We start from the raw sequence: 25,161 nt of genomic DNA, 5'->3' as shown, positions 1-25,161 counted from the left end.
TTATAGCCCCATACCCAGAATCTTGCCGACGGTGAAGATGTCCTTGTCGCCGCGACCGGAGAGATTCATCAGGATGATCTCGTCCTTGCCCATCTTCGGCGCACGCTTGATGACCTCGGCCAAGGCGTGCGAGGGCTCCAGCGCCGGGATGATGCCTTCAAGGCGGGTCAGCATCTGGAATGCCTCCAGCGCCTCGTGGTCCATGATCGGCACATATTCGACGCGGCCGACATCGTTGAGCCAGGAGTGTTCCGGGCCGATGCCGGGGTAGTCGAGGCCGGCCGAAATCGAGTGGCCTTCCTTGATCTGTCCGTCGCCGTCCTGCAGCAGATAGGTGCGGTTGCCGTGGAGCACGCCCGGCGAACCGGCCGTGATCGACGCGCAATGCTCGTCGCCGTCGAGCCCCTTGCCGCCAGCCTCGACGCCGACGATCTTCACGCCTTCGTCGTCAAGGAACGAGTGGAAGATGCCGATCGCATTGGAACCGCCGCCGACGGCAGCAATGACGAGATCGGGCAGCCGGCCTTCGGCCGCAAGCATCTGTTCCTTCGCCTCCTGGCCGATGACGGCCTGAAAGTCGCGGACCATTTCCGGATAGGGATGCGGACCGGCAGCCGTGCCGATCAGGTAATAGGTGTTGTCGACATTGGTAACCCAATCGCGCAGCGCCTCGTTCATCGCATCCTTGAGCGTGCCGTTGCCGGCGGTCACCGGCTTCACCTCGGCACCCAAAAGCTTCATGCGGAAGACGTTCGGCGCCTGACGCTCGACGTCGGTCGCGCCCATGTAGACGACGCAAGGCAGGCCGAAGCGGGCGGCGACGGTGGCCGAGGCCACGCCGTGCTGACCGGCGCCGGTTTCGGCGATGATGCGCGTCTTGCCCATGCGCTTGGCAAGCAGGATCTGGCCAATGCAATTGTTGATCTTGTGCGAACCGGTGTGGTTCAACTCTTCGCGCTTGAAGTAGATCTTGGCGCCGCCGAGTTCTGCGGTCAGCCGTTCGGCGAAATAGAGCGGGCTCGGGCGACCGATATAATGCGCGCCGAGATTGTCGAGTTCGGCCTTGAAGGCCGGATCGTTCTTTGCCTTGTCCCACTCGGCCTGCAGATCGAGGATCAACGGCATCAGGGTTTCAGCAACGAAGCGGCCACCGAAAATGCCGAAACGGCCGTCTTCGTCAGGGCCCGCCCGGAAGGAATTCAGTTTTGGCGCCTCGTTCACGTCTTGCTCCCTGACCGTGCCGTAACCGCCTCCGCCTGGCGAACGGCATCGAAAAACGATTCCATGAGCTTCAGATCCTTGACGCCCGGCGCGCTCTCGACGCCGGAGGAGGTATCGATGGCGCGGGCGCGCGTCTGCGCCAGGGCCTCACCGATGTTGTTCACGTTCAAACCACCGGAAAGCATGTAATCGACGCTGCCGTCAAGCGCATCGAGCAGCTTCCAGTCGAAGGAAACACCGTTGCCGCCGGGCAATTCCGATCCTGCTGGGGGCTTTGCATCGAAGAGAAAGCGGTCGGCGATCCCGATATAGGGCTCGACCTTTTTCAGATCGTCGGCGTCGCGGATCGACAGGGCCTTCATCACCGGAAGGCCGTAGACCGCCTTGACGGTGAGCACCCTGTCGGGCGTCTCGCTGCCATGCAGCTGCAGAATGTCCGGATTAAGCGCGGCGACGATTTCATCGAGATCGTCATTGTCGGCATTGACGGTCACGGCGACGATTTTCGCCTTGCCTCGGATTCTTTCCGCCAGGCGGCCAGCGTCATCGGGTTCCAGGTTGCGCGGGCTCTTGGCGAAAAAGATGAACCCCGTGTGCGTTGCGCCGAGCGCAACTGCGCGATCCACCGCTTCCGCGGTCTTCAGCCCGCATATCTTCACTTCGGTTTTCATGAGAAGCGACCTTGCATGAAATGTCGCTGGAGTCGAGCCAAAAACCACCCTGCACACCGTCGTCCAGAGGGTGCGGCATTGCGGTGTCGGCGTGCGCTCACCATATGCATTCTATCACAACGGAGAGACGAATGCGTCTGCTGCTTGCCCTCATTCTTCCCTGGCTTCAGTTCTTCACCATCGGCCGTCCCTTTGCAGGCATCATCTGCCTCATTCTGCAGATTACCCTGATCGGCTGGGTACCGGCAGCGATCTGGTCGGTCTATGCGCTTAGCCAGTACAAGACAGACGAGAAAATTCAGGCGGCACTCGCCGGCCCCAGCCGCGGCTAATTCCAAAGCAAATCAGTCGAAGTCGATGGCGTGCAGCATCGTGCCGTTGCGCCTTAGCCAGCGCTTGGCATCGTTGGTGTCGGGGCAAAGCTTTTCGCACAGCGCCCAGAATTGAGGGCCGTGGTTCATCTCCTGGAGATGCGCGACTTCGTGTGCTGCGAGATAGGCGATGACCTTCGGCGGCGCCATGACGATGCGCCATGAGAAGCTCAGGGCGCCATCGGCCGAACAGGAGCCCCAGCGGCTGCGCGTGTCCTTCAGGCTCAGCGATTTGGGCCGCCGGCCGATCCGGCCGGCATAGACCGCGACCAGGCGATCGAGATCGTGCCGCGCTTCCTTCTTGAGAAAGTCGACGATGCGGCGGCGCAGATGTTCCTCGCCGCCGCTGACACGCAATATCGCGTCTTCGCCGACGATGATTGCCTCGGTCAAACCTCTGATTTTTCCTGACCTTTCGATCCGATGCGCGATACCGCGGATCAGGATCGAGCCGCCCTCTTCCAGTTGGCTTTCGCCGGAAAACCGCGCCAGCTTTGTCATCAACCAGCCCTGATGGCGGTTGAGGAAGGCGTTTACCTCCCGATCGGCCAGCCCTTGCGGAACCGTCAGCTTCAGCGCCCGACCGCCGGGCTCGATGCGCAGCGTCATTCGTGTGGCGCGCGAATTCTGGCGGATGGTTAGCGGAAGCATCTTGCCCGCGACTTCGATTTCTCGGGTCGTGTCGACAGGAGCCGGGGGAATGCGCCGCCGCGTGAAAGAAGGGAACATGACGGCTTTCTATCCGATTCGCGGTCTTTTCGGCTAATGCATAATTCCCTAAGGCATCAACGATCCAGGGAATTGCCAGTGCCTGATGGTCGAAGCGCCTGATGATCGATAAGGATCGGCCCGTTTTCTCATCGAGAGAGACACGTGGCCCGCATGGCTGATCGCGACATCCGGCGTTTCATGTGAAACACCGGATGTCTTTTTCGTCACTCAGTTTGCCTCGAACGGGGCTACCGGTCCGGAACCGCCGTTGCGGCGTTCGCGCATGAAGCGGTCGAACTCTTCCTGGTCCTTGGCGCGGCGAAGCTCGCGCACGTAGGAATCGAATTCCTCGCGCATTTCATCGAGCTTGCGACGCTCTTCATCGAGGCGGGTAAGCTCGGCTTGGCGCCAGTCATCGAAGGCGACGTTGCCGGTGCGATGATGCTGCGTCCAGTTGGCGCGATTGCCGCGCTTGAAGGCGGAGCACATGCCATCGACCGTGCTGTTGGCGTCCTTCTTGAACGTTTTCAGTTTCTCGCCGAAGAGGATGTAGGCGAGCATGGCCAGGCCGAGAGGCCAGAAGACCACGAAACCGAGCACCATCAATGCAATGGTCGCGGGCGTCCAATCCGGACGGATCAATGCAGATTGGTTCATCTTCAGGATTCCTCGCAATCACCCGGGCCACCCATTGCGGCCCGGTGAAAACGATGTGGGAAGGCGGGCTTTCGACTACAAGACGCCCTTCCCCGGAATCGGACAAACCCTTGACTCTAAGCGGGCAAAAGCCCGCATTTTACGGGGATCAGGCGGTTTTGCCGCCCTTGATCAGCTGCTTTACCGGCTTTGCGTGGCGTGCGTGCTCGCGCTGGAAGGCGACGATGCGCGGCGCGATCTCGCGACGGAAACGCGAACCGTTGAAGACGCCGTAGTGGCCGACGTCCGGCTGCATGTAGTGCATCCGCATGTGCTCGGGGATGTTGGTGCAGATCGTCTGCGCCGCCTTCGTCTGGCCGAGACCGGAAATGTCGTCATTCTCACCTTCGACCGTCAGCAGGGCCACCTTCTTGATCGCCGTGGTATCAACCCGGCGACCGCGATGCATCATCTCGCCCGTGGGCAAGGCATGCTGCATGAAGACGACCTGAACGGTCTGCAGGTAAAACTCTGCCGTCAGATCCATCACCGCAAGATATTCATCGTAGAAATCCCGGTGCTTCTCGGCCGCATCGCCGTCGTTCTTCACCAGGTGGGCGAAGAATTCCTTATGGGCGATCAGATGCCGGTCGAGGTTCATCGACATGAAGCCGGAGAGTTGCAGGAAGCCGGGATAGACCATGCGCATGAAGCCCGGCTGCGGCCACGGCACCGGCATGATCACGTTGTCGCGGAACCACTCGATCGGCCGTTCCTTGGCCAGCAGATTGACGGCTGTCGGGTTGATGCGCGTATCGATCGGCCCACCCATCAGCGTCATCGACGCCGGCGACAGCGGATCATCAGCCGCTTCCATCAGGGCGACGGCGGCAAGCACCGGAACGGCGGGCTGACAGACGCCGATGACATGGGTGTCGGGTCCGAGGAAGTGCAGCATCTGGATGACGTAGTCGATGTAGTCGTCGAGATCGAAGGTGCCCTCGCTCAAGGGAACCATGCGCGCGTCTATCCAGTCGGTGATGTAGATGTCGGAATGGGGAAGCAGGGCCTCAACGGTTCCACGCAAGAGCGTGGCATAATGGCCCGACATCGGCGCGACGATCAGCACCTTCGGATCGGCAGCCCGCCCCTTGGGAAGCGCGCGCTCGAAATGGATCAGATTGCAGAACGGCTCGCGCCAGACGATGCGCTCGTGAACGCCAACGGGCTCGCCGTCGATCAGCGTTTCGGGAAGGCCGAATTCCGGCTTGCCGTAGCGGCGCGTCGACCGCTCGAAGACCTCGAGGCCAGCCGCCGTCGCGCGGCCGAAATAGGTGTGCGAGATCGGGTTCATCGGATTGCTGAAAGCAAGCCGCATGGCATCCGCCGCCGTTCGCCACGGCGCCATCATGGCATGATTCAATTCATAGAGCTGGTAGAACATAGGAAGCGTACCCCTTGGTTCAATCAACGACAACGCCGCTCCCAGTCGGACGCAAGCTTGCGATTGTTTGTCTTGGTGTCCGCAATCCCTGCCAGACTACCATGTTTCTTGTGCACTGCAACAAGTATACCCGTTTCGGTTCTAGACAAGCGACTTCTGCGAGAATGCGCCCGGATTACTGACAATTAACAAACGGACTTGCTCGGAGCTGGCCGAAAAGTCGCGTTTTCGTCAAAAATCGCGGATTTCGGCGAAGGCGTCTTACTTTCTCCGGCCGGCTTTCGATATCTGGCCGCCGATCCGCTTTCTCGCATCGCAGCAGAACGGGTCGTCACGCCGCCGCTATCCGGACGATCGCCTTGACCAGGCCCGACTTCTCATGCGCCCAGCGCGGCAGATCGTGGACCACCGCGTCCATCGTCGTTCGGTGGGTGATCAACCGCTCCACCGGCACCAGCCCCTCGCGTATCGAATTTACGACATGGTCGAAATCCTTGCGCGTGGCGTTACGGCTGCCGATCAACGTCATTTCCCGCTTGTGAAATTCCGGATCGGAGAAACGGATGCTGTCCTTGACGACGCTGACGAACACCAGTGTTCCCCCATGAGCCACATGGCCGAAGGAAGCCTCCATCGAACCGCCATGGCCGGTGGCATCGAAGACGACATCGAAACCATCGCCCCCGGTCGCCTCGGCGACGCGCCGAACGCACGCTTCGTCGGCAACGATGCCGGAACCGAAACCGAGCCGGTCGGTCGCAAACGCCAGCCGTTCGATGCTGGTATCCATCAGCGTCACCGCATGGCCGGCGATGCGCGAGAAGATGGCGGTTCCAAGCCCGATCGGCCCGGCGCCAATCACCAGAGCACGAACGCCGGCAGGGGCCGCAGCCCGGCGCACGGCATGGGCGCCGATAGCGAGGAATTCCACCGTCGCTGCCGCCTCTGGCGACAGATCGATCGCCGGATAAAGATTGCCCTCGGGAACGAGGATTTCCTCGCAGAAGGCTCCGTCGGTATGGACGCCGAGCACCTTGATCGCCGTGCAGCAGTTCGGCTTCCCCCGGCGGCAGGCGACACAGTCGCCGCAGGAAAGGTAGGGGTTGACCACCACAGGCGTTCCCGGCGCGATCGTCGTCGCCGGTCCGTTGGCAATTACCGTCGCGGAGATCTCATGCCCCATCACTCGCGGATATTCCAGGAACGGGTGCTTGCCGGCGAAGATGTGGTAGTCGGTGCCGCAGATGCCGACATGGCTGACGGCAACCCGCACCCACCCGGCCGATGGGGCGGGCGCGGGCGCGCGTTCAACAATCTCCAGGCGGCCGGGTTCCGGGCAGAGGACGGCTTTCATGTCATTTTCCGCATGTTGTCAGGGCCGGCGCCTAGCGCGCGCCGCGCCGCCTGAGCTGATCAAAATAGACGATCACGATGATGAGCACGCCGGTGATAATGCGCTGCCAGAACGAATTGACGTTGAGCAGGTTGGCGCCATTGTTGATCGTGGCGAGAATGAAGGCGCCAAGCAGCGGGCCGTGCACGGAGCCGACCGCGCCGAAGAGGCTGGTGCCGCCGATGACCGACGAGGCGATCGCCTGCAGCTCCCAGCCTTCGGCTTGCGTGGCGTTGCCGATGCCGATGCGGGAGGCGAGCAGCAGGCCGACAAAGGCCGCGCAGGTCGAGGACAGGATATAGGCAAGATAGATCGTGCGATGCACGTTGACGCCGGAAAGGCGGGCCGCCTCACTGTTGGAGCCGACGGCGAAGAGATAGCGGCCAAAGCGGCTCAAGTGCAGGAAGACATAGGCCGGGATCGCCACCACGATCACCATCCAGAACAGGCTGGGTACCCCGAGGAAGTTGGCGCGGGAGAAATTGGTGAAGGCCTCGTTGGTGATCGAGATCGTCGAGCCATTGGTGATCAACAGTCCGATGCCGCGCAGCGAGGTCAGGGTTGCAAGCGTGATGATGAACGGCGGCAGACCCATGCGGACAATACCGAAGGCGTGGAAGGCGCCGATCAGCACGCCGAAGGCGAGCGTCAGGATGATCGCAATCCAGAGCGGCACGCCGGCGGCAAGCAGCCAGGCGACGATCACGCTGGTGAAGCCGACAACGGCACCCACGGAAAGATCGATGCCCGCAGTGATGATGACGAAGGTCTGGCCGACCGCAAGGATCGCCGTCATGGCGCCCTGGCGCAACAGGTTGCTGATGTTGTTCGGCGTCCAGAAACTGTTGGTGGCAAGCCCCAAGAGCAGCCAGAGGAAAAGCAGGAGCCCGAGAAGCGTGAGCCCGAACAGGATGCTCACGCCTTTCCGCGGCGCGGGGCCGGCTCCGCTGTCGACCGTATCAGCACTCATCGTCGTCCTCCTGCTTCTTCTTGATTGTCATTGTCGCGATCAGACACCGATCGCCTGTGTCAGCACTTCCTCGTGGCTTGCCGCGTGATAGTCGTGGCTGGCGACCAGCCGTCCCCGGCGAAACACGTGCAGGCGATCGGACAGTTCGTAGACTTCAGGCAGGTAGGAGGAGATCAGGATGATCCCCGCTCCGTTTTCCAGAAGCCGGGCGAACAACCGGTAGATTTCCGCCTTGGTGCCGACGTCGACGCCGACCGTCGGCTCATCGAAGATGAAAAGCTTGGCGCCGTGGCTCAGCCACTTGCCGATGACGATCTTCTGCTGGTTGCCGCCGGACATCGCCGAGACAAGCACGCGGCGCGATGGCGTCTTGATCTTCAAATCCCTGATCTGCCGATCCGCATTCTCGATTTCCTTCTGACGGTTGATCGTCAGCCCGCGCGTCAGCCGACTGAAGATCGGCAGGTTGATGTTGAGGCCGATCGGCAGATTGAGGCAGAGGCCCTGATCGCGCCGGCTTTCCGGTGCCAACGCAATGCCGAGGTCTATCGCGATCCGCTCGTTGGCGATATTGACCTTGCGCCCCTGCCAGTAGACCTCGCCCGCAGTCGATGCATGGCGACCATAGAGGCCGAGCGCAAACTCGCTGCGTCCGGCACCGATCAGACCGTAGAGGCCGACGATCTCGCCGGCGCGAACGGTCAGCGACACATCCGCGAAACCGGGGCCGCTCAAGCCCCGGGTCTCGACGATCACTTCGCCGGCCGGAAAGTGTTCCTTGTGGTAGATCTGCTCGATGGTGCGATTGATCATCAGGGTGATCAGTTCGGCGTCGTTGGTCTCGCCGATCTTTCGCGTGCCGACGTGGGTGCCGTCGCGCAGCACCGACACACGATCGGCCAGCTCGAAGACTTCCTCCATGCGGTGGCTGATATAGACGATCGTCACACCTTCGCCCTGTAGCCGGCGAATGAGTCGGAACAGTTGCGCGGATTCCTGACGGGTCAGATAGGCGGTCGGCTCGTCGAAGATCAGAAACTGGGTGCCGCGCATGGCGGCGCGAGCGGTCGCGACCAACTGCTGCTGGCCGATCGTCAGGCTGCCGAGCGCCGCCGCGGCCGGCAGGTTGAAACCGAGATCGTCAAGGACGCTCTGGGCCGCCTCGGTCATGGCGCGCTTGCGCATCAGGCCGGCGCTGTTGATCTCGTCGCCGAGGAACATGTTGGCGGCGACGCTCAAGTGCGGGCATAGCACCACCTCCTGATGCACGGCGTTGATTCCGCGCGCAATCGCTTCTTGAGGATTGTCGAGCTGGACCGGCTTGCCGCACCAATAGACTTCGCCAGACGTGCGCCGGATGACGCCGGTCAAAAGCTTGATCAGTGTCGATTTTCCGGCACCGTTTTCACCAACGATGGCGTGAACTTCTCCTGATAGAAAGGTGATGGAAGCGGGCTTCAACGCTTCGACGGCGCCATATTTCTTCTGAAGCGCGCGCATTTCCAGGATCGGTTCGCCCCTCGGCACTGGGTGGCGGGCAGCCGTCCTCAAACCGTCGCTCTTGTTATCGCTGACCTCATCGAGACCTGGCATCTGCGCACTCCTCCCAATCGCACAGACTGCCAGCGGCCGGTCCTCGTATCCGGCCGCTGGCAACCGTATTCTCGGCGGCAGGCAATGCTCGCGCCTGCCGCCGATTGCCGTCAATTGACCTTCGGGTTCAGCAGTGCGTCGATCTTCGGTTCAGCCATGTTGGCCTTGGTCACCAGATTGGCGCCGGTATCGACATTGGCTTCGACCTTCTCCTTCTTCGAGACCGCAAGCGCCGTCTTCACGCCATCATAACCCATGCGGTAGGGATCCTGAACGACCAGGCCGGCCAGCACGCCTTCCTTGAGGAAGCCGACAGTCTTCTCGTCGCTATCGAAGCCGATCACCTTGATCTTGTCGCCGAGCTTGTTTTCGGCAATCGCCTGGCCGACACCCTGTGCCATGATCAGGTTGGAGGCAAAGACGCCGACGAGATTCGGGTTGGCGGTGATCAGGTCGGTCATCATGTTGAGACCGGTGGTTGCCTGGCCATCGGCATATTTGTCGGCCACGACCTTGAAGCCCGGATATTTCGTCTTGATCTGGTCGAGGAAGCCTTCGCGGCGCTGATCGAGCGAACCGACGCCCGGCAGGCTGGTGATGATGGCGATATCGCCTTCTTCCTTGCCCGACATTTCCTTGATCGCTGCAGCCAGACCATCGGCCGCGATCCTGCCACCCTGAACGTTGTCGGTCGTCAGGAACGAGGAGAACGCCTTGGAATCGGCGCCGGAGTCGATGCCGATGATCGGAACCGCCTTGGCAGCTTCGTCGATCGGCTTGCCCAGCGCCTTGAACTCGGTTGGTGAGATCACCACGGCAGCCGGAGAACCGGCAACGGCGTTTTCGAGGATGCTGATCTGACCGTTGATATCGGATTCGGACTGGGCGCCGAGCTCGGGAACGTTGACGCCGAGATCCTTGCCGGCCGCGCGCGCACCGGCCAGCACGATCTGCCAGTAGAAGGACGTGGTATCCTTGACGATGATCGGGATCGTGACATCCTGCGCGAAGGACGCGACGGGTGCCATCGCGGCGATCATCGTCGCGCCGGCCAGGGCAGTGAAGGCACGGCGGGAAAGAATGTGCTTGGCTATGCTCATTGGGGTTCTCCTCTCAGTGCACCTCGTTCCACCTTATGGAGATCGATTCGCCAGGTGCTTGCATATCGATCTTTTATCGATAAAAAACATATTGAAACGCTAATACAACGCTGTCCGCTTTGCAAGCAGTCGTTGCTGCGATTTACGTGACTGCACTGTCTCCTCCCAGATTACGTTTCGTTATGTGAAATTCGGGTTGTGCCTGCAAGGACCCGCGGGCTCGGCACCCTCAAGCATCAGGCCCGGACTGCCTCCAATCCAAGCTCCGGCGCCACAAGCGTGTAGGGCTCGAAAGCCGAGAAATCGTCCTTTGACATACGATGCCGCAGCGCATCGATGTTGCGCCTCAAGCTTTCCGGTTTCGCTGTCCCAAGCAGGACCGAGGCAACCACCGGATTGTCGAGCGGGAACTGCATGGCGGCAGCGGCCAACGGCACACCACGCTCCCGGGCAATGCGTTCCATCGCGCCGACCTTTTCGCGCACCTCGGCATTTGCTCGCATATAGTCGAAATGCGCGCCATCGACCGGGCCAGTCGCCAGGATGCCCGAGTTGAACACACCGCCGACGATCAGCGACGTCTTCTTTGTCTCGCAGAGCGGCAGGAGTTCGGCGACTGCGGAACGATCAAGCAGCGTATAGCGCCCCGCAAGCAGGATGCAGTCGATGTCGGCACGGCGCATCACCTCCAGGCAAACCGGAACCTCGTTGACGCCAAGCCCATAGGCCGCGATCACGCCACCAGCCTTTAGTTCCTCCAGCGCCTTAAGGCCGGAATCCAGCAATTGCCTGAGATAGACGGCGTTGCGGGCGACACCGTGCGTGTAGACGCCGATATCATGGACATAGAGGATATCGATGCGATTGAGGCCGAGGCGCGCATAGCTGAATTCCACCGAACGCATGATGGCATCGTAGCTGTAGTCGTAACGCACGTCGAAGTTCAGCGCCTTGACGTAGGAATAGTCCGGCACGGCGCCTTCAGGCACGGGATGCAGCAGCCGTCCGACCTTGGTGGACAGCACATAGTCACCGCGCGGCTTGTCGCGCAGGAAATCGCCGACCCGCCGCTCTGCAAGACCGAGCCCGTAATAGGGTGCGACGTCGAAATAGCGCAAACCAGAGCCCCAAGCGGCGTCCAGCGTTTCGATCGCCGCTTCGCGCGTGCATTCGCGGTAGAGCCCCCCAAGTCCGGCGGCGCCGAAGCTGTATTCGGTCACCGGCAGGTCGGTTCGACCGATCTTTCTCGTCTGCATTCCCTGTCTCCTCCCTCCTAGGATGCGCAAGCTCACATCATCAGAGTGTTGCCCCGAGATGCCAGGGCACGAATTCGTTGTCGCCGTAGCCGAAGAGTTCGCTCTTGGTCTTCTTTCCCGAAGCGGTATCGATGATGAGATCGAAGATCTCGCGACCGAGGTCGGCGATCGTCGCCTCGCCGGATGCGATCACGCCGCAATCGATGTCCATGTCTTCTTCCATCGCGCGGAACAGCGCGGTGTTGCTGGTCAGCTTGATCGACGGTGCCGGCCGACAGCCGAAACAACTGCCGCGGCCGGTGGTAAAGGCGATGACATTGGCTCCGCCGGCCACCTGGCCGGTCGCCGACACCGGATCGTAGCCGGGCGTATCCATGAAGACGAGCCCGTGTTCAGTGACGCGTTCGGCATAGCCGTAAACCGCATTGAGCGGTGAGCGCCCGCCCTTGGCGACCGCACCCAGCGACTTCTCCAGAATGGTTGTGAGGCCACCGCGTTTGTTGCCCGGCGAAGGATTGTTGTCGAGCGATGCACCATGCAGCGCGACGTAGTTTTCCCACCAGACAATCAGCCCGTCGAGCTTTGCGGCGACCGCCGCGCTGGCGGCACGGCTGCGCAACAGATGTTCGGCGCCGTAGATTTCTGACGTTTCGGAAAGGATGGCGGTACCACCGGCAGCCGCCAGGATATCCACCGCCGCTCCCAGCGCCGGGTTAGCGGTGATGCCAGACAGCCCGTCCGAGCCGCCGCATTGCAGACCGACGATGATTTCGCTGACCGGAATGGCGACGCGACGTTGCCTGCCGACTTCCTGGGCAATTTCATCGAGGATGCCGAGTGCACGCTCGACCGAGCGTCGGGATCCGCCGGCCTCCTGGATGTTGAAGTGGCGCTTTTCCTGCCCGGCTCCGCTCTGCCCGTAAAGCGTCAACTGGTTGACCTCGCAGCCGAGCCCGACCATCAGCACCCCGCCGAAATTGGCGTGGCGCGCGTAGCCCGCCAAGGTCCTGTGCAGGTTCATCATGCCGTCGCCGGTCGAAGACATGCCGCAACCCTGGTCATGCACGATCGGCACGAATCCGTCGATGCCATCATATTTCGGCAAGATGCGTCTGTTGGCCTCCTCGGCGATTGCCCGGCAGACGGTGGTGGAACAGTTCACGCTGGCAATGATGCCGATATAGTTGCGCGTCGCCGCCCGTCCGTCTTTGCGCCGATAGCCCATGAAGGTGCGCGCCCTGTCGGCGGCGCTCGCCTCTTCCGGCGCGCCTTGTGGACTGATGGCCAAGCGATCCTGATCGAAGGAGAGGTTGTGGGAATGGACATGCTCGCCGGCTTCTATATCGCTGGTCGCGCGTCCGATCGCCTGGGCATATTTGACCACGGGGTCGCCCGCACGAATCCGCCGTATGGCGACCTTGTGCCCCAGATCGATCTTCGTGGCGGTGCGAACTCCGCCCGGCAGGGCCTCGCCGGCAGCGATTGCCAACGTCGCCACGGCCACATTGTCCTCAGGAGCCAGAAGGATTGAAGACGGCACAGACACTCTGAATTTCTCCGTGAAAACTGCTGCGATTTTGAGAAGGGTCTATTTGTCTTTTATCCACAATAGACAGATCGCCGTCAATGGGTATTATGAAACGAGACAGCGCCGCCCGCCCGCAGGCACAGCAGCAACAGGGGAGAAACGTCATGATTTTGGTGCGAGAGCCAAAGACAAGCGCGCGCCGGCAGGTTAGATCGGCGGCCGACGAAAGCTGATCTTCCGATCAGCGGCTCATCGCTCGCGCAACCCCAACCGTCCGGATCCTGGCAATGGCAAAACAGAACACCGTCTTCAAGGATGCCTATAACCGCTGCCTGAAAGTGCTGGCGGAGACATCTTCCCTGCCCTCCGAGCCGGAACTCGGTCAGGTGCTCGGCGTGAGCCGGACGACGGTGCGTGCCATTCTCCGCCGCTTCGAAGAGGCGAAGCTGATCACCTGGGACAAGCGCAAGAAGATCGTGCTGCGCCAGCCGCAACCGGACGACTATTTCCCGACGGAGGAAACGGATTCGCTGGCCGAGATCATCGAGCGCAGCTTCATGCGCCGGATTCTGGCCGGCGGCGCCGAGCCTGGCATGCAGATCAACGAACTGGAGCTGGCACGCGAGATCGGCGCCGGTACCACGAGCGTGCGGGAGTTCCTGATCCGCTTCAGCCGGTTCGGGCTGATCGAGAAGCGACCGAACAGCCACTGGATCCTCAAAGGTTTCACCCGCGAGTTTGCGCTGGAACTGACCGAGGTCCGCGAGATGTTCGAGCTTCGCTCGGCTGCAAGTTTCGTTGCGCTGCCGGACAGCCATCCGGCCTGGCAGGAGCTGAACAGGATCGAGGCGCTGCACCACGAAATCCTGGCCGACATCGACAACCGCTACAAGGAATTCTCCGAACTCGACGAGCGCTTCCACCTCCTGGTGCACAAGTCGTCGAGCAATCGTTTCATCGTCGATTTCTACGACATCATCTCGATCGTGTTCCACTATCACTACCAATGGAACAAGACCAACGCGCGGCAGCGAAATGCGCGCGCGCTTGAAGAGCACCTTGCTTACATCGAAGCGCTCAGGTCTCACGATCCAAAACGTGCCGAGGAAGCCTGCCGGCGACACCTGCGCTCGGCACGCGAGACCCTGCTGCAATCCATTCCATAGCCAGCTACCGGAGCACCGGCATGAAGACCCCATTTGTGCAGTTTGGAACGAGCCGCTTTCTTCAGGCGCATGCCGATCTCTTCATCAGCGAGGCGCTGGAAAGGCAGGAAGCACCGGGGCGGATCACGGTGGTACAGACGACCGGCTCAGCGGAACGGTCGGGACGCCTGGTGGCACTGACGCAACCCGATGGTTATCCCGTGATGATCCGTGGCCTTGCCGACGGCAAGCCGGTGGACAAGATCGAGCGGGTCAAGAGCGTCGTCCGGGCCGTGTCAACAAACGACAACTGGGATGCTGTTTGCCATATCGTGGCGGACGAGGCCGAATTCCTGATCTCGAACACCGGTGATACCGGCTACGACGTTTCCGGCGACGACCTGTCGACATACGTGCCGCTGTCTTTTCCCGGCAAACTTCTCCTGCTTTTGAAAGCCCGCTTCGATGCCGGCGGCAAACCGCTGACCATCCTTCCGTGCGAACTGGTGTCGCGCAATGGCGACGTGCTGAAAGCCATCGTGCTGGAGCTCGCGCGCGAGCGCCTCGGCGACCCGCAATTCGTGTTCTGGCTGGCGAACGCGATAATCTGGGCCAACACGCTGGTGGACCGGATCGTCTCGGAACCGATCGAGCCCGCCGGCGCCGTGGCCGAACCCTACGCTTTATGGGCGATCGAGAAACAGCGGGGGTTGAGAGCGCCTTGCGCGCACGAATGCGTGATACTGGTCGACGACCTGACGCACTACGAAAAATTGAAGCTTCATATCCTCAACCTCGGCCACACGGTGCTCGCGGATATCTGGCTGAGGCAGGGCCGCGATCCCGACGAAACAGTCCGGCAGATCCTTGCCGATGCGGACGTCGCCAGGCGGCTCGAGGATATCTACGCACAAGAAGTCGTTCCTGCCTTTGCCGCCAAGGGCCTCGGGCGACAGGCGAGTGCCTATGTCGCAACGACGCTCGACCGCTTCCGAAATCCGTTCCTTGACCATCGCATGGGCGATATCGCCAACCATCACACTGAAAAGATCGTGCGACGGATTGCCGAGCTCCGGCGCTGGAGCCCTGAAGTTGCCATGCCGATGCTCAGCGCGATCTGCGATCAGTAGCCGGATTCCAGCTTGTCGGGTTTATGCCCCTGCTCGTCGGTAAATTCCTGGCGCAGCGCCTGTGTCGCCCGAACCAGGGATGTGACATCGGTGCCGATCGCCATGAAATCGGCCCCGAGATCGCGATACTCGCGTGCCTGCGCGAGATCGAGCGTCATGATTCCGCGCGCTTTTCCGGCCTTGTCGATGCGCGCGAAGGCATCGACAATCGCCGCCCGTACATCCGGGTGTCCTGGGCTGCCGAGATAGCCCATATCCGCGGCGAGATCCGACGGTCCGATGAACAGGCCGTCGACGCCTTCAAGAGCGGCAATCTCATCGATCGCCGCCAGGCCGGCGCGGCTCTCGATCTGCAAGAGAAGGCAGATCTGGTCATTTGCGGTGTGGAGATAGTCGGCTATCCGGCCGAATTGCGATGCACGCGCCAGTGCCGCGCCGACACCGCGAATGCCATGCGGCGGATAGCGGGTTGCTCGAACAAGTTCCCTGGCCTGCTCGGCGCTTTCGACCATCGGGATCAGCAGCGTCTGGACGCCGACATCGAGGATCTGCTTGATCAGCGCGGTATCGCCGACAGGAAGGCGAACGATCGGGTGGCTGGCGGATGCCGTCACTGCCCGGAACTGCGCCGACAACAGCGGCAGGTCGTTGGGCGCATGCTCGCCGTCGATCAACAGCCAGTCATAACCGCTGTTGGAGACGACTTCGGCCGCATAGGGGCTCGCCAGCGCGACCCAAAGCCCGAGTTGAAAGCGCTGCTCGCGAAGGGCGGCCTTGAAGGGGTTGGTTGGTGCCGGCATCGCGTCATCTCCTCTTTTCACGACGTCAACTTCTGTACCGGCAAACGAAAAAACCGGCCAGAGCTTTCCGGCCGGTTTCGCGATCAGATTGTATCGGACTGCAAATGCGTCAGGCGATGCCGCCGAGGCAGACATATTTGATCTCGGTAAACTCCTCGATCCCGTACTTCGAACCTTCGCGGCCGAGGCCCGAGAGCTTGACGCCGCCGAACGGTGCTTCCGCCGTGGAGATCAGCCCGGTGTTGACGCCGACCATGCCGTATTCCAGCGCCTCGGCCACGCGGAACACCCGCGCCAGATCCTTGGCATAGAAATAGGAGGCCAGCCCGAACTCGGTGTCATTGGCCTGTTCGACGACATCGGCCTCATCCTTGAAGCGGAACAGCGGCGCGACCGGGCCGAAGGTTTCCTCGCGGGCGACTGCCATCGCCTGGGTGACATCGGCCAGAACCGTTGCTTCGAAGAAGGTGCCGCCGAGCGCATGGCGCTTGCCGCCCTGGATGACGCGCGCGCCCTTGGCGGTGGCATCGGCGATATGCTCTTCCACCTTCTCCAGTGCCGCCTTGTCGATCAGCGGGCCGAGGATGACGCCCTGGTCGAGACCATTGCCGATCTTGAGCTTGGCAACGGCCGCCGCCAGCTTGTCGGAGAAGGCATCATAGACCTTGTCCTGCACGTAGATACGGTTAGCGCAGACGCAGGTCTGGCCGTTGTTGCGGAACTTGGCGATCAATGCGCCTTCCACGGCCGCATCGAGATCGGCGTCGTCGAAGACGATGAACGGCGCATTGCCGCCGAGTTCCAGCCCGAGCTTCTTGATCGTGCCGGCGCTCTGGCGATAGAGCTCGGCGCCGACCTCGGTCGAGCCGGTAAAGGTCAGCTTGCGCACCACCGGATTGGCGGTCATTTCGGCACCGATTTCGCGGGCCGAGCCGGTCACGACGCTGAAGAGCCCCTTGGGCAGGCCGGCGCGCTCGGCAAGAACGGCGATGGCAAGGGCCGAGAACGGCGTCTGCGACGCCGGCTTCAACACCATGGCGCAACCGGCGGCAAAGGCCGGGCCGGCCTTGCGGGTGATCATCGCGTTGGGGAAGTTCCAGGGCGTGATCGCAGCGACGACGCCGATCGGCTGCTTCATCACCATGATGCGCTTGTCCGGCTGATGGCCTGGGATCAGGTCGCCGTAGATGCGACGGCCCTCTTCGGCAAACCATTCGACGAAGCTGGCGCCATAGACGATTTCGCCGGTCGCCTCTGCCAGCGGCTTGCCCTGTTCGAGCGTGAGGATGCGGCCGAGATCGTCCTTGTTCTCGATCATCAGCTCAAACCAGCGGCGAAGCACACCGGCGCGATCCTTGGCGGTGCGGGCAGCCCAACCCTTCTGCGCCAGACGCGCCGCTTCGATTGCCGCCTTGGTTTCCTTGCCTCCAAGCTTCGGTACGCGGCCGACGAGTTCGCCCGTTGCCGGGTTCACCACATCGATCGCATTGGCGGCATCCGCTTCGATCCATTCGCCGCCAATCAAGGCAGCCTGGCGAAACAGTGACGGGTCCTTAAAAGTCATCGCGCGTCCTCTCTCAGAAAAATCTACAGAACTTATACAACTTTTTTATCGATCTCGACAATCACCCGAAACGCCGTTTCTGCATATTCCGTTTTAGCACCGGATCGGGCCGACAAAAGGACCGACGATCCGCGCGCAAAGCCGGTTTCATCGCTCCTCGATCCCATGTAGCGTCCGCAGCGAATCTCGCCCTACGTCTCGCTAACGACGGCAATCGTCATCGACGGCGGCGCGCTCCTCCCACGGGATTCCCGATACGATAAAAGAGGTATGTTCATGACGGAAAGCAATCACAGAACCGCCGACCACCCGATCGACACCATGTTCCTGAAACGCTGGTCGCCACGTGCGTTCACCCAGGAGGAGATCAGCGAAGAAGAACTGCTCTCACTGCTCGAAGCCGCCCGCTGGGCACCCTCGGCGAGCAACAGCCAACCCTGGCGGTTCGTCTATGCCCGCCGCGGCACCGAGCATTTCGCGCGCCTGCTGGATATTCTCAACGAGAGCAATCAGCGCTGGGCGAAGCATGCCGCAGCCCTGGTGATCGTTATCTCCAAGACGCACACGCAGGCAGCCACCGGCGAGATGCGGGCCGCCTACACCCATGCCTTCGACACCGGCGCCGCCTGGTTCAGCCTTGCGCTCCAGACAACCGCTGCCGGCTGGCACGCGCATGCAATGGCGGGCATTGATCGCGACAAGGCGATGACGAGCCTTGGCGTGCCCGCGCACTACCGGGTCGAGGCGGCGGTAGCAATCGGCCGGCTTGCCGACCCCTCGACGCTTCCGGACGATCTGCGTGAGCGGGAAAAGCCGAGCCAACGCAAGCCGCTTGCCGAACTGGCCTTCGAAGGCCGGTTCAAGGGGGAATAGAGCCTTTCCAAGAAAGGTGCGGAACGGTCTTCCGCCAGGAAGTGCGCAAAAACAAAGAGATAGAGCGTTTCTGCGTCTCAGTTTAAGCCGGAGACACTCCAGACAAAAAAGATCCCGGTGCCTTGCGGCACCGGGATCATTAGAAGTGCGGCTGATCGTATTGCGATCAGATATCGAGGTTGGCGACGCTCAGCGCGTTTTCCTGGATGAAGTCGCGGCGCGGCTCGACCTCGTCGCCCATCAGGCGCGAGAACAGGCCATCCGCGTCCGTCGCGTCGTTCACCCGAACCTGCAGCAGCGAACGCACGTTCGGATCGAGCGTCGTCTCCCAGAGCTGCTCGGCATTCATCTCGCCAAGACCCTTGTAACGCTGCATCGACAGACCCTTGCGGCCTGCTGCGAAGATTGCATCCAGAAGCGCGCGTGGGCCGCTGATATCTTGCCCACCATCGCGGCGGCGAAGCACCGGAGGCGCGGAATAGATCTCCTTGAGCTTCGATGTCAGCTGGTCGATGTGGCGGGCGTCGGACGAGCCGATCAGCGCCATATCGAGGATGGCGACTTCCTTGACGCCACGAACCATGCGTTCAAGCTTGAGACCGCCTTCGGCGGTGACCGCTCCGGTCCAGCCGCGTTCAGTCTCTTCGGCGATCACATCAAGCCTGCGCGCCACTTCGATCGCGACCTGCTCGTATTGTTCGCGCTGGCCGTTGAGTTCGACATTCAAGGCGCCGGCAATGGCTGCCTGTTCGACAATCGAACGATTGTAGCGCGAGTGAAGACCATCCATCAGGTTACGCACGCGCAACGCATCGTTGATGACTTCGCGCAGGTCCTGACCGGCGCGAACCTCACCGGAAGCAAGCTCCAGCGTAGCTTCCTCGAGGCCCATCGAGATCAGGTAATCTTCCAGCGCCTGCTCGTTTTTCAGGTACTGGGCGGACTTGCCGCGCGTCACCTTATAAAGCGGTGGCTGGGCAATATAGAGGTGGCCGCGCTCGATCAGCTCCGGCATCTGCCGGAAGAAGAAGGTGAGCAGCAGGGTGCGGATGTGGGCGCCGTCGACGTCGGCGTCCGTCATGATGATGATCTTGTGGTAGCGCAGCTTGTCGGCGTTGAACTCGTCTTTACCGATCGATGTGCCGAGCGCGGTGATCAGCGTGCCGATTTCCTGGCTCGAAAGCATCTTGTCGAAACGCGCGCGTTCGACGTTCAGGATCTTGCCACGCAGCGGCAGGATCGCCTGGTTTTCGCGCGAGCGTCCCTGCTTGGCCGAACCGCCTGCCGAATCACCCTCCACCAGGAAGACTTCGGATTTTGCCGGATCGCGTTCGGAGCAGTCCGCCAACTTGCCCGGCAGCGAGGAGATGTCGAGCGCGCCCTTGCGGCGCGTCAGTTCGCGTGCCTTGCGCGCCGCCTCGCGTGCGGCGGCCGCTTCGACGACCTTGCCGACAAGGATCTTGGCGTCGGAGGGATGCTCCTCCAGCCAGGTGCTCAAGGCTTCGTTGACGAGGCTTTCGACCACCGGACGAACTTCCGAGGAAACCAGCTTGTCCTTGGTCTGCGATGAGAACTTCGGATCCGGCACCTTGACCGAGAGAACGGCGGTCAGGCCTTCGCGGCAGTCGTCGCCGGTCAGCGTGACCTTTTCCTTCTTGGTGATACCAGAGCTTTCGCCATAGGAGGTGATCTGCCGGGTCAGCGCACCGCGGAAACCGGCCATGTGCGTGCCGCCGTCGCGTTGCGGAATGTTGTTGGTGAAGCAGAGCACGTTCTCGTGGTAGCTGTCGTTCCACCACATCGCGACTTCGACGGTGATACCGTCCTTTTCGCCGCGGATCGAAACCGGCTTCTGCACGAGCGGCTTCTTGGCCCGGTCGAGATAGGCAACGAAGGCTTCAAGGCCGCCGTCATACATCATCTCGTCCTGGCGCACGTCCGAATGGCGCTTGTCGGTCAGGACGATGCGCACGCCGGAATTCAGGAAGGCGAGTTCGCGCAGGCGATGCTCGAGCGTGCCGTAGTCGAAGTCCGTCTTGGTAAAGGTGTCTGTGCTCGGCAGGAACGTCACTTCGGTGCCGGTATCGGTGCCGGCGTCGCCGATCACCTTCAGCGGGCTGTCAGCCACGCCGTGGGTGAAGCTCATCTCATGGATCTTGCCCGCACGGCGGATCTTCAACCGCAGCATGACGGACAGCGCGTTGACCACCGAAACGCCAACGCCGTGCAGACCGCCGGAAACCTTGTAGGAATTCTGGTCGAACTTACCGCCGGCGTGGAGTTGCGTCATGATGACCTCGGCCGCCGAGACGCCCTCTTCCTTGTGGATGTCGGTCGGGATGCCGCGGCCGTTGTCGGTTACCGTCACCGAGCCGTCGGCATTGAGCGTCACCGTGACGATATCGGCGTGGCCTGCGAGAGCCTCGTCGATGGCGTTGTCGACCACCTCGTACACCATGTGATGCAGACCGGAGCCGTCGTCGGTGTCGCCGATATACATGCCCGGCCGCTTGCGTACGGCATCCAGGCCCTTCAACACCTTGATGGAGTCGGCACCATATTCGGCGGCGGCGCCGGTATCGGTTTCAGGAATATCGGTCATTCGGCTTCGGGTCTTTCCAGGTTCTTCGGACGGGGTGATTCGTTGCGAATCACGTCTCGGACGCCTCGCGGACTATAGAAAATTTGTCCACGGTTCCAAATCCCGGACCGCGCGCAGCGGCCGGAAAACAGCTGTTCATCCCCTGTCATTAGCAGGAAATGTGGCTTTTTCCAAAACATCTTCCAGGGCGCGGATCGTGTCGATGGACAAATAGCGGATTTGCCCTCTCAAGCGGTTGGCGAAGGCCGTGTATTCCGGCGCCAGCCCGGACGTATCCAGCACCACTTTCGGCGCGGAGACCTGGGCGATCTGGAACAATTCCTCGGCATCGTCCCAGATGACATTGAAATAGCCGGCGACCCTTTGCAGAAAATCGAAGCTCGGCGCGCCGCGCTTTCCATGTTCGAGCGCTGAGAGATAGGCGGCAGAGACGCCGATCGCCGCGGCCATCTGCTTCTGCGACACCCCCTTCTTGCGCCGCAACGCGCGCACCGCCACGCCAAAGGGGGTCACGTCGTGCTTCCCTTGCTGCGCGCCAGGCGGACATACAGCGCACCATCGCCGCCATGATTGCGGGCCGCGGGCTCGTAGCTCGAGATCAATGGCCGGAACTCCGGCAGCGAGAACCAGAGCGGCACGGCACGCTTCAAGGCGCCGTCGCTGCCGATCGACGTTCCCTTGCCGGTGATGACAAGAACGTGGCGCAGCCCGCGCTCATGCGCTCTCAAAAGAAAATGCAGGAGGAAGCCATGGGCCTCGCTCTGGATCATGCCGTGGAGATCGATCCGCGCTTCAAGCGCGAGGTGCCCCTTCGACAGCTTGCGCTTGACCGGCTTTTCAAGCGGATAGTGGTGTCTGCCGTTCGCGGTCTTGCTGAGGGCAATTCCCTGCTGGTCGTCGGCACCACTCGGCGAGGCCGTGGCCTGCGTCTTCTGCGGCTCGTCCTTGGGCTCGGCCGGAACATCCTCGCCGAGGAATTCCCGGAGATCGTCGAGACGGCCAGGCATGGGCCTGGTCGTGCGTGCCACCTTTCCCCAGAGGATCCGCTCTTCGGCCGAAAGCTTCTTGCCCCTAGCCATTGCCGTATCTTGCCGCGGCCGCACGAGGGATGAAGATGTAGAAATCGGCTTCGTTGCGAACCGCACCCGCAAGCTCGCCCGCCCTGTCACCGGATCCGGTGAAGATGTCGCCGCGGGCCGGGCCGACGATCGCCGATCCGGTGTCAAGCGCCAGCATCAGCCGCCGAAACGGCCGCCCGGCATCGAGACGCGTCAGGCTGTCGCTTGAGATGAAAAACGGCACGCCGAAGGTATGGATCAGCCGATCGACGGCAAGCGATCGTCCCGGCTCCAGCGAAACCTTGGCGGCAGCGACCGGCCCCAGCCGCTCGTCTTCGACGTCCGCCTCGCGGAAAAAGATGAAGGAACGATTGTGCCAAAGTACCTCGTCGATCTTATCCGGATTGGCGGCGAGCCAACCCCGGATGCTCATCATCGACACGGTGGCGGCATCGATCTCGCCGCGATCGATCAGCAGCTTTCCGATCGGGGAAAAATAATGACCGGTCTTGGCGGCATAGGTGATGCGCCGGCGCGAACCGTCGGGATAGACGAGCCGGGCAGCACCCTGGACGTGGACGAAGAACACATCGACCTTGGATCTGGCATAGGCAATCTCCAGACCGCGCCCCGCCAGAAAGCCCTCATCGATCGCGCGACGGTCGGGATATTCGCCAACCACGCCGTCATGCAGCCGGCCGAAGGCGAAATAGGGATCCATATCGGCCGGCCGGTTGGTGTCGTCGACGTCGACGAGATCGATTGGGCGCCGATAGATCGGATAGCGGAAGACTTCGTCGGGTGTCGCTCGCACGTCGATCTCGGGCTCGTAGAACGCCGTCACGAAACCGGTCTTGGCGTTTTCCGGCCTGATCCTGAAGGCGACGAACTGTTGCTCGAAGAATGCGCGGGCTGCAGCCGCGTCGGCAACATCTGCGCTTGCAGCCGAAAACGCGGGCACCAAATCATCGACAGAAATGCCCAGCGAACCGGTGCGGTAAGGCTTTGCCGTCGAGACATGGTGGTGACAGCGGCGCAGCGCGTCGATCACCGCCGTTGGATCGTCGTCCTGCCACCCCGGTAGATCGGAGAAGGTGACAGGCTCAAGTCGAAGCGTCATGGTCGCCCCTTCCGATCAGTTTTCGGATTCGGTAGCGATCAGCTTCCAATTCGGATCACGTGAACGAATGTCGCGCGAGAAAGTCCAGAGATCGTTGACTTCGGCCACCGACTCCGCGTCTCCATCGATGATGGCGCCCTGCTTGTCGTAGGTCGCCGAGATCAACTGGCTGACGATCCGGACCGTGATGTTTTCTTCGCTGTCCTTGACCTCGGCGTGGATGATGTCGGCCTTCTCGATGCCGACGAAGGTAGATTTCACCACCTCGCCCTTGCGCTCGCGCTCGGCAATCGCGGCGTCGAAGCCTTCATAGACCTCGCGCGACAACAGGTTCTTCAGCGTCTTTCGGTCGCCGTCGGCAAAAGCCATAACGATCATCTCGTAGGCCATCTTCGCCCCGTTGACGAACTCCTTCGGGTCGAAGCCGGTGTCGGCGTCGGTCAACGAACGGAGCTGATCGTTGAGCGGCGTCCCCGCCTTGGCAAAGGCGTCAATCGCGGCATAGCGGGCCGAATCGTCCTCGACATTGTCGCGGCGCGGCAGCTGGACGACCTTGCCATTGTCGGCCTTTTCAGGCCCCTGACTCATGTCTCTCGGAGAATAGGGATCAAACGGTGGCCGCTCGCTGCCGGTCCGGCGACCGAGAACGCTGCGCAACTGCAGGAAAATGACCACTGCGGCGATCAAGAAAAAAAACGTGATGAAGTCGAAAGAGCCCATTTCCACCTGAAACCGCTGTTAGAATTTCTCGTAGCTATTCCATATAGTCCGCAAGGATAGATCATTCAAACAGCGTTGTCGCACCCTTAGATCGGAGGTGACGATGCGAAGACCCTTTCAGGCACCGCTAATGCGCTCAATGTTAATTCCCCTGGTCGTTCTTGGACTGCCCCTTGCCGAGATTGCCGGCTTCGTCATCGTCGGCCGCGAAATCGGCCTGGCGATGACGCTGCTGCTCGTTCTGTCGAGCGCAATCGCCGGGGTCGTCCTCCTTCGCTTCCAGGGTTTCGCCATGATCAGGCGCATGCAGGAAGCAACGCGCACTGGCAGCGATCCCGGCCGCGAGGTCCTCGGCGGTGCCTTGATGTTCGTCGCAGCCCTGTTGTTGATCGTGCCCGGCTTCATCAGCGACATCTTCGGTCTGTTTTTATTTGTGCCGCCTGTCCGGCAGGCCGTGGCCGGCTATCTGAGGTCAAAAATGACGATTGTAACCGCTGCCTCGAGCCAGTCCTGGCGCGGACCGAGCCATTCACCGGAAGAGCGCGCCCAACCGCGCGTCATCGACCTTGGCGAAGGCGAGTTCTCAAGGACCGATGATGACGAACCAAACCCGTCCGAAGAGCGCCGGCGGCAATAGCAAAGGCCTGTGGCGCAGGGTTGTAAGCCCTATGACGAAATGCTAGATGGCCTCACCGAATTGAAGTCGAGGAAACCCTTATGACGACTGATACCGCATCCAACGGCAACGGCAGCGCGCAGCAGAGCCCGTCGCTCAACATCCTCGCCCAGTATGTCAAGGATCTCTCGTTCGAGAACCCGGGCGCACCGCGTTCGCTGCAGGCCCGTGACAATGCGCCGTCGATCAACATCAACGTCAACGTCAACGCCAATCCGCTTGCCGAGAACGATTTCGATGTCGTTCTCTCGCTGAACGCGGAAGCCAAGGACGGTGAGCGCGTTCTGTTCAACGTCGAACTTTCCTACGGCGGCGTTTTCCGTGTTGCCGGCTTCCCGCAGGAACACATGCTGCCGCTGCTGTTCATCGAATGCCCGCGCCTGCTGTTCCCGTTCGCGCGCCAGATCGTTGCCGACGCGACCCGCAACGGCGGCTTCCCGCCGCTGATGATCGACCCGATCGATTTCGCTCAGATGTTCGCCCAGCGCATGGCCGAAGAAAAGGTCCGTTCTCAGGTGTCGAACACCAACGAGACCGCCAACTGATCTTGTTCGGTCTGGATCGCAATTATTAGTAAAA

Annotated in this window: 24 protein-coding genes; 6 read left to right on the top strand and 18 right to left on the bottom strand. The window is 61.5% G+C overall.

The genetic code is table 11. From position 1 onward, the window contains the following. Positions 1-1,221, bottom strand: a complete 1,221-nt coding sequence (trpB, locus tag ASD03_RS25280) for a tryptophan synthase subunit beta (protein WP_025425331.1) — start codon at positions 1,219-1,221, stop codon at positions 1-3. After that, entirely contained in the window at positions 1,218-1,892 is a 675-nt protein-coding gene (locus tag ASD03_RS25275) for a phosphoribosylanthranilate isomerase (protein WP_057217168.1), read from the bottom strand. The genes trpB and ASD03_RS25275 overlap by 4 nt, the downstream gene beginning before the upstream one ends. Before the next feature lie 131 nt (positions 1,893-2,023). Here ASD03_RS25275 and ASD03_RS25270 point away from each other — a divergent pair, with 131 nt between their 5' ends. Next, positions 2,024-2,224 (top strand): YqaE/Pmp3 family membrane protein, encoded by a 201-nt coding sequence (locus tag ASD03_RS25270; RefSeq protein ID WP_025425329.1) that lies wholly within the window; start codon positions 2,024-2,026, stop codon positions 2,222-2,224. A gap of 12 nt (positions 2,225-2,236) precedes the next feature. Here ASD03_RS25270 and ASD03_RS25265 read toward each other — a convergent pair whose 3' ends face one another. The 9 genes from ASD03_RS25265 to ASD03_RS25225 form a co-directional block, all read right to left on the bottom strand. After that, entirely contained in the window at positions 2,237-2,992 is a 756-nt protein-coding gene (locus tag ASD03_RS25265) for a SprT family zinc-dependent metalloprotease (RefSeq protein ID WP_025425328.1), read from the bottom strand. Positions 2,993-3,202: 210 nt separating this feature from the next. Then, entirely contained in the window at positions 3,203-3,631 is a 429-nt protein-coding gene (locus ASD03_RS25260; protein ID WP_025425327.1) for a DUF2852 domain-containing protein, read from the bottom strand. Positions 3,632-3,779: 148 nt separating this feature from the next. After that, entirely contained in the window at positions 3,780-5,054 is a 1,275-nt protein-coding gene (gene phaZ, locus ASD03_RS25255; RefSeq protein WP_057217166.1) for a polyhydroxyalkanoate depolymerase, read from the bottom strand. 331 nt (positions 5,055-5,385) lie between these two features. Beyond that, positions 5,386-6,408, bottom strand: coding sequence for a zinc-binding alcohol dehydrogenase family protein (locus ASD03_RS25250; RefSeq protein ID WP_057206483.1), 1,023 nt, complete (start codon positions 6,406-6,408; stop codon positions 5,386-5,388). A 31-nt stretch (positions 6,409-6,439) separates the two neighbouring features. Beyond that, positions 6,440-7,417, bottom strand: coding sequence for an ABC transporter permease (locus ASD03_RS25245; protein WP_057206480.1), 978 nt, complete (start codon positions 7,415-7,417; stop codon positions 6,440-6,442). A 39-nt stretch (positions 7,418-7,456) separates the two neighbouring features. Next, the gene (locus ASD03_RS25240) at positions 7,457-9,010 is read right to left on the bottom strand and encodes a sugar ABC transporter ATP-binding protein (protein WP_025425323.1); all 1,554 of its coding nucleotides are present in this window, start codon (positions 9,008-9,010) and stop codon (positions 7,457-7,459) included. A gap of 110 nt (positions 9,011-9,120) precedes the next feature. Continuing rightward, positions 9,121-10,110 carry an ABC transporter substrate-binding protein gene (locus tag ASD03_RS25235; RefSeq protein WP_025425322.1) on the bottom strand — a complete coding sequence of 330 codons (990 nt, stop codon included), beginning with the start codon at positions 10,108-10,110 and terminating at the stop codon, positions 9,121-9,123. A gap of 236 nt (positions 10,111-10,346) precedes the next feature. Continuing rightward, positions 10,347-11,366 (bottom strand): aldo/keto reductase, encoded by a 1,020-nt coding sequence (locus ASD03_RS25230; RefSeq protein ID WP_025425321.1) that lies wholly within the window; start codon positions 11,364-11,366, stop codon positions 10,347-10,349. Between the two features lie 40 nt (positions 11,367-11,406). Further along, on the bottom strand, positions 11,407-12,912 hold the full coding sequence (locus tag ASD03_RS25225) for an altronate dehydratase family protein (protein ID WP_025425320.1): 1,506 nt from the start codon (positions 12,910-12,912) through the stop codon (positions 11,407-11,409). Between the two features lie 269 nt (positions 12,913-13,181). Between ASD03_RS25225 and ASD03_RS25220 the strand changes: the two genes are divergently transcribed. After that, a complete protein-coding gene (locus ASD03_RS25220) occupies positions 13,182-14,060 on the top strand; it encodes a GntR family transcriptional regulator (RefSeq protein WP_025425319.1) in 879 nt (292 codons plus the stop codon). A 20-nt stretch (positions 14,061-14,080) separates the two neighbouring features. Beyond that, on the top strand, positions 14,081-15,169 hold the full coding sequence (locus ASD03_RS25215) for a D-mannonate oxidoreductase (RefSeq protein WP_025425318.1): 1,089 nt from the start codon (positions 14,081-14,083) through the stop codon (positions 15,167-15,169). Here ASD03_RS25215 and hpaI read toward each other — a convergent pair. Next, positions 15,163-15,969 (bottom strand): 4-hydroxy-2-oxoheptanedioate aldolase, encoded by an 807-nt coding sequence (gene hpaI, locus ASD03_RS25210; protein ID WP_025425317.1) that lies wholly within the window; start codon positions 15,967-15,969, stop codon positions 15,163-15,165. The two genes, ASD03_RS25215 and hpaI, sit on opposite strands and share 7 nt — an antisense overlap. Positions 15,970-16,078: 109 nt before the next feature. Continuing rightward, positions 16,079-17,533 carry an NADP-dependent succinate-semialdehyde dehydrogenase gene (gabD, locus tag ASD03_RS25205; protein ID WP_025425316.1) on the bottom strand — a complete coding sequence of 485 codons (1,455 nt, stop codon included), beginning with the start codon at positions 17,531-17,533 and terminating at the stop codon, positions 16,079-16,081. A gap of 276 nt (positions 17,534-17,809) precedes the next feature. On the opposite strand from gabD, the gene ASD03_RS25200 reads away from it, so the two are divergent. Next, on the top strand, positions 17,810-18,406 hold the full coding sequence (locus ASD03_RS25200; RefSeq protein ID WP_025425315.1) for a nitroreductase family protein: 597 nt from the start codon (positions 17,810-17,812) through the stop codon (positions 18,404-18,406). 166 nt (positions 18,407-18,572) lie between these two features. On the opposite strand, the gene gyrB is transcribed toward ASD03_RS25200, so the two are convergent. The 5 genes from gyrB to ASD03_RS25175 form a co-directional block, all read right to left on the bottom strand. Then, on the bottom strand, positions 18,573-21,008 hold the full coding sequence (gyrB, locus tag ASD03_RS25195) for a DNA topoisomerase (ATP-hydrolyzing) subunit B (RefSeq protein ID WP_057206475.1): 2,436 nt from the start codon (positions 21,006-21,008) through the stop codon (positions 18,573-18,575). Positions 21,009-21,143: 135 nt separating this feature from the next. Next, positions 21,144-21,521, bottom strand: coding sequence for a helix-turn-helix transcriptional regulator (locus ASD03_RS25190; protein ID WP_025425313.1), 378 nt, complete (start codon positions 21,519-21,521; stop codon positions 21,144-21,146). Then, positions 21,518-22,087: a Smr/MutS family protein gene (locus tag ASD03_RS25185; RefSeq protein ID WP_025425312.1), complete on the bottom strand. Its 570-nt coding sequence runs from the start codon at positions 22,085-22,087 to the stop codon at positions 21,518-21,520. Before ASD03_RS25185 ends, ASD03_RS25190 begins: the two co-directional genes overlap by 4 nt. Continuing rightward, a complete protein-coding gene (locus tag ASD03_RS25180; protein ID WP_025425311.1) occupies positions 22,080-23,186 on the bottom strand; it encodes a murein transglycosylase A in 1,107 nt (368 codons plus the stop codon). The genes ASD03_RS25185 and ASD03_RS25180 overlap by 8 nt, the downstream gene beginning before the upstream one ends. A gap of 15 nt (positions 23,187-23,201) precedes the next feature. Next, positions 23,202-23,906, bottom strand: coding sequence for a Tim44/TimA family putative adaptor protein (locus tag ASD03_RS25175; protein WP_025425310.1), 705 nt, complete (start codon positions 23,904-23,906; stop codon positions 23,202-23,204). Positions 23,907-24,036: 130 nt separating this feature from the next. Between ASD03_RS25175 and ASD03_RS25170 the strand changes: the two genes are divergently transcribed. Beyond that, positions 24,037-24,543, top strand: coding sequence for an FxsA family protein (locus ASD03_RS25170; RefSeq protein WP_025425309.1), 507 nt, complete (start codon positions 24,037-24,039; stop codon positions 24,541-24,543). Between the two features lie 80 nt (positions 24,544-24,623). Continuing rightward, positions 24,624-25,127, top strand: a complete 504-nt coding sequence (gene secB / locus ASD03_RS25165) for a protein-export chaperone SecB (RefSeq protein WP_025425308.1) — start codon at positions 24,624-24,626, stop codon at positions 25,125-25,127. Positions 25,128-25,161 lie beyond the last annotated feature (34 nt).

This window comes from Ensifer sp. Root127 (assembly GCF_001425225.1).
Classification (GTDB): domain Bacteria; phylum Pseudomonadota; class Alphaproteobacteria; order Rhizobiales; family Rhizobiaceae; genus Ensifer; species Ensifer canadensis.
This window is presented reverse-complemented; position numbering and strand designations above follow the sequence as displayed.

Excerpts from the sequence above, each read along its gene's own strand:
- ASD03_RS25170 (WP_025425309.1), top strand. The coding sequence starts at position 24,037 with ATGCGCTCAATGTTAATTCCCCTGGTCGTTCTTGGACTGCCCCTTGCC.
- ASD03_RS25200 (WP_025425315.1), top strand. The coding sequence starts at position 17,810 with ATGACGGAAAGCAATCACAGAACCGCCGACCACCCGATCGACACCATG.
- ASD03_RS25245 (WP_057206480.1), bottom strand. The coding sequence starts at position 7,417 with ATGAGTGCTGATACGGTCGACAGCGGAGCCGGCCCCGCGCCGCGGAAA.
- ASD03_RS25250 (WP_057206483.1), bottom strand. The coding sequence starts at position 6,408 with ATGAAAGCCGTCCTCTGCCCGGAACCCGGCCGCCTGGAGATTGTTGAA.
- ASD03_RS25220 (WP_025425319.1), top strand. The coding sequence starts at position 13,182 with ATGGCAAAACAGAACACCGTCTTCAAGGATGCCTATAACCGCTGCCTG.
- ASD03_RS25235 (WP_025425322.1), bottom strand. The coding sequence starts at position 10,110 with ATGAGCATAGCCAAGCACATTCTTTCCCGCCGTGCCTTCACTGCCCTG.
- phaZ (WP_057217166.1), bottom strand. The coding sequence starts at position 5,054 with ATGTTCTACCAGCTCTATGAATTGAATCATGCCATGATGGCGCCGTGG.
- hpaI (WP_025425317.1), bottom strand. The coding sequence starts at position 15,969 with ATGCCGGCACCAACCAACCCCTTCAAGGCCGCCCTTCGCGAGCAGCGC.
- ASD03_RS25270 (WP_025425329.1), top strand. The coding sequence starts at position 2,024 with ATGCGTCTGCTGCTTGCCCTCATTCTTCCCTGGCTTCAGTTCTTCACC.
- ASD03_RS25180 (WP_025425311.1), bottom strand. The coding sequence starts at position 23,186 with ATGACGCTTCGACTTGAGCCTGTCACCTTCTCCGATCTACCGGGGTGG.
- ASD03_RS25265 (WP_025425328.1), bottom strand. The coding sequence starts at position 2,992 with ATGTTCCCTTCTTTCACGCGGCGGCGCATTCCCCCGGCTCCTGTCGAC.
- secB (WP_025425308.1), top strand. The coding sequence starts at position 24,624 with ATGACGACTGATACCGCATCCAACGGCAACGGCAGCGCGCAGCAGAGC.
- ASD03_RS25215 (WP_025425318.1), top strand. The coding sequence starts at position 14,081 with ATGAAGACCCCATTTGTGCAGTTTGGAACGAGCCGCTTTCTTCAGGCG.
- ASD03_RS25230 (WP_025425321.1), bottom strand. The coding sequence starts at position 11,366 with ATGCAGACGAGAAAGATCGGTCGAACCGACCTGCCGGTGACCGAATAC.
- gabD (WP_025425316.1), bottom strand. The coding sequence starts at position 17,533 with ATGACTTTTAAGGACCCGTCACTGTTTCGCCAGGCTGCCTTGATTGGC.
- ASD03_RS25185 (WP_025425312.1), bottom strand. The coding sequence starts at position 22,087 with ATGGCTAGGGGCAAGAAGCTTTCGGCCGAAGAGCGGATCCTCTGGGGA.
- ASD03_RS25240 (WP_025425323.1), bottom strand. The coding sequence starts at position 9,010 with ATGCCAGGTCTCGATGAGGTCAGCGATAACAAGAGCGACGGTTTGAGG.
- ASD03_RS25275 (WP_057217168.1), bottom strand. The coding sequence starts at position 1,892 with ATGAAAACCGAAGTGAAGATATGCGGGCTGAAGACCGCGGAAGCGGTG.
- gyrB (WP_057206475.1), bottom strand. The coding sequence starts at position 21,008 with ATGACCGATATTCCTGAAACCGATACCGGCGCCGCCGCCGAATATGGT.
- ASD03_RS25260 (WP_025425327.1), bottom strand. The coding sequence starts at position 3,631 with ATGAACCAATCTGCATTGATCCGTCCGGATTGGACGCCCGCGACCATT.
- ASD03_RS25175 (WP_025425310.1), bottom strand. The coding sequence starts at position 23,906 with ATGGGCTCTTTCGACTTCATCACGTTTTTTTTCTTGATCGCCGCAGTG.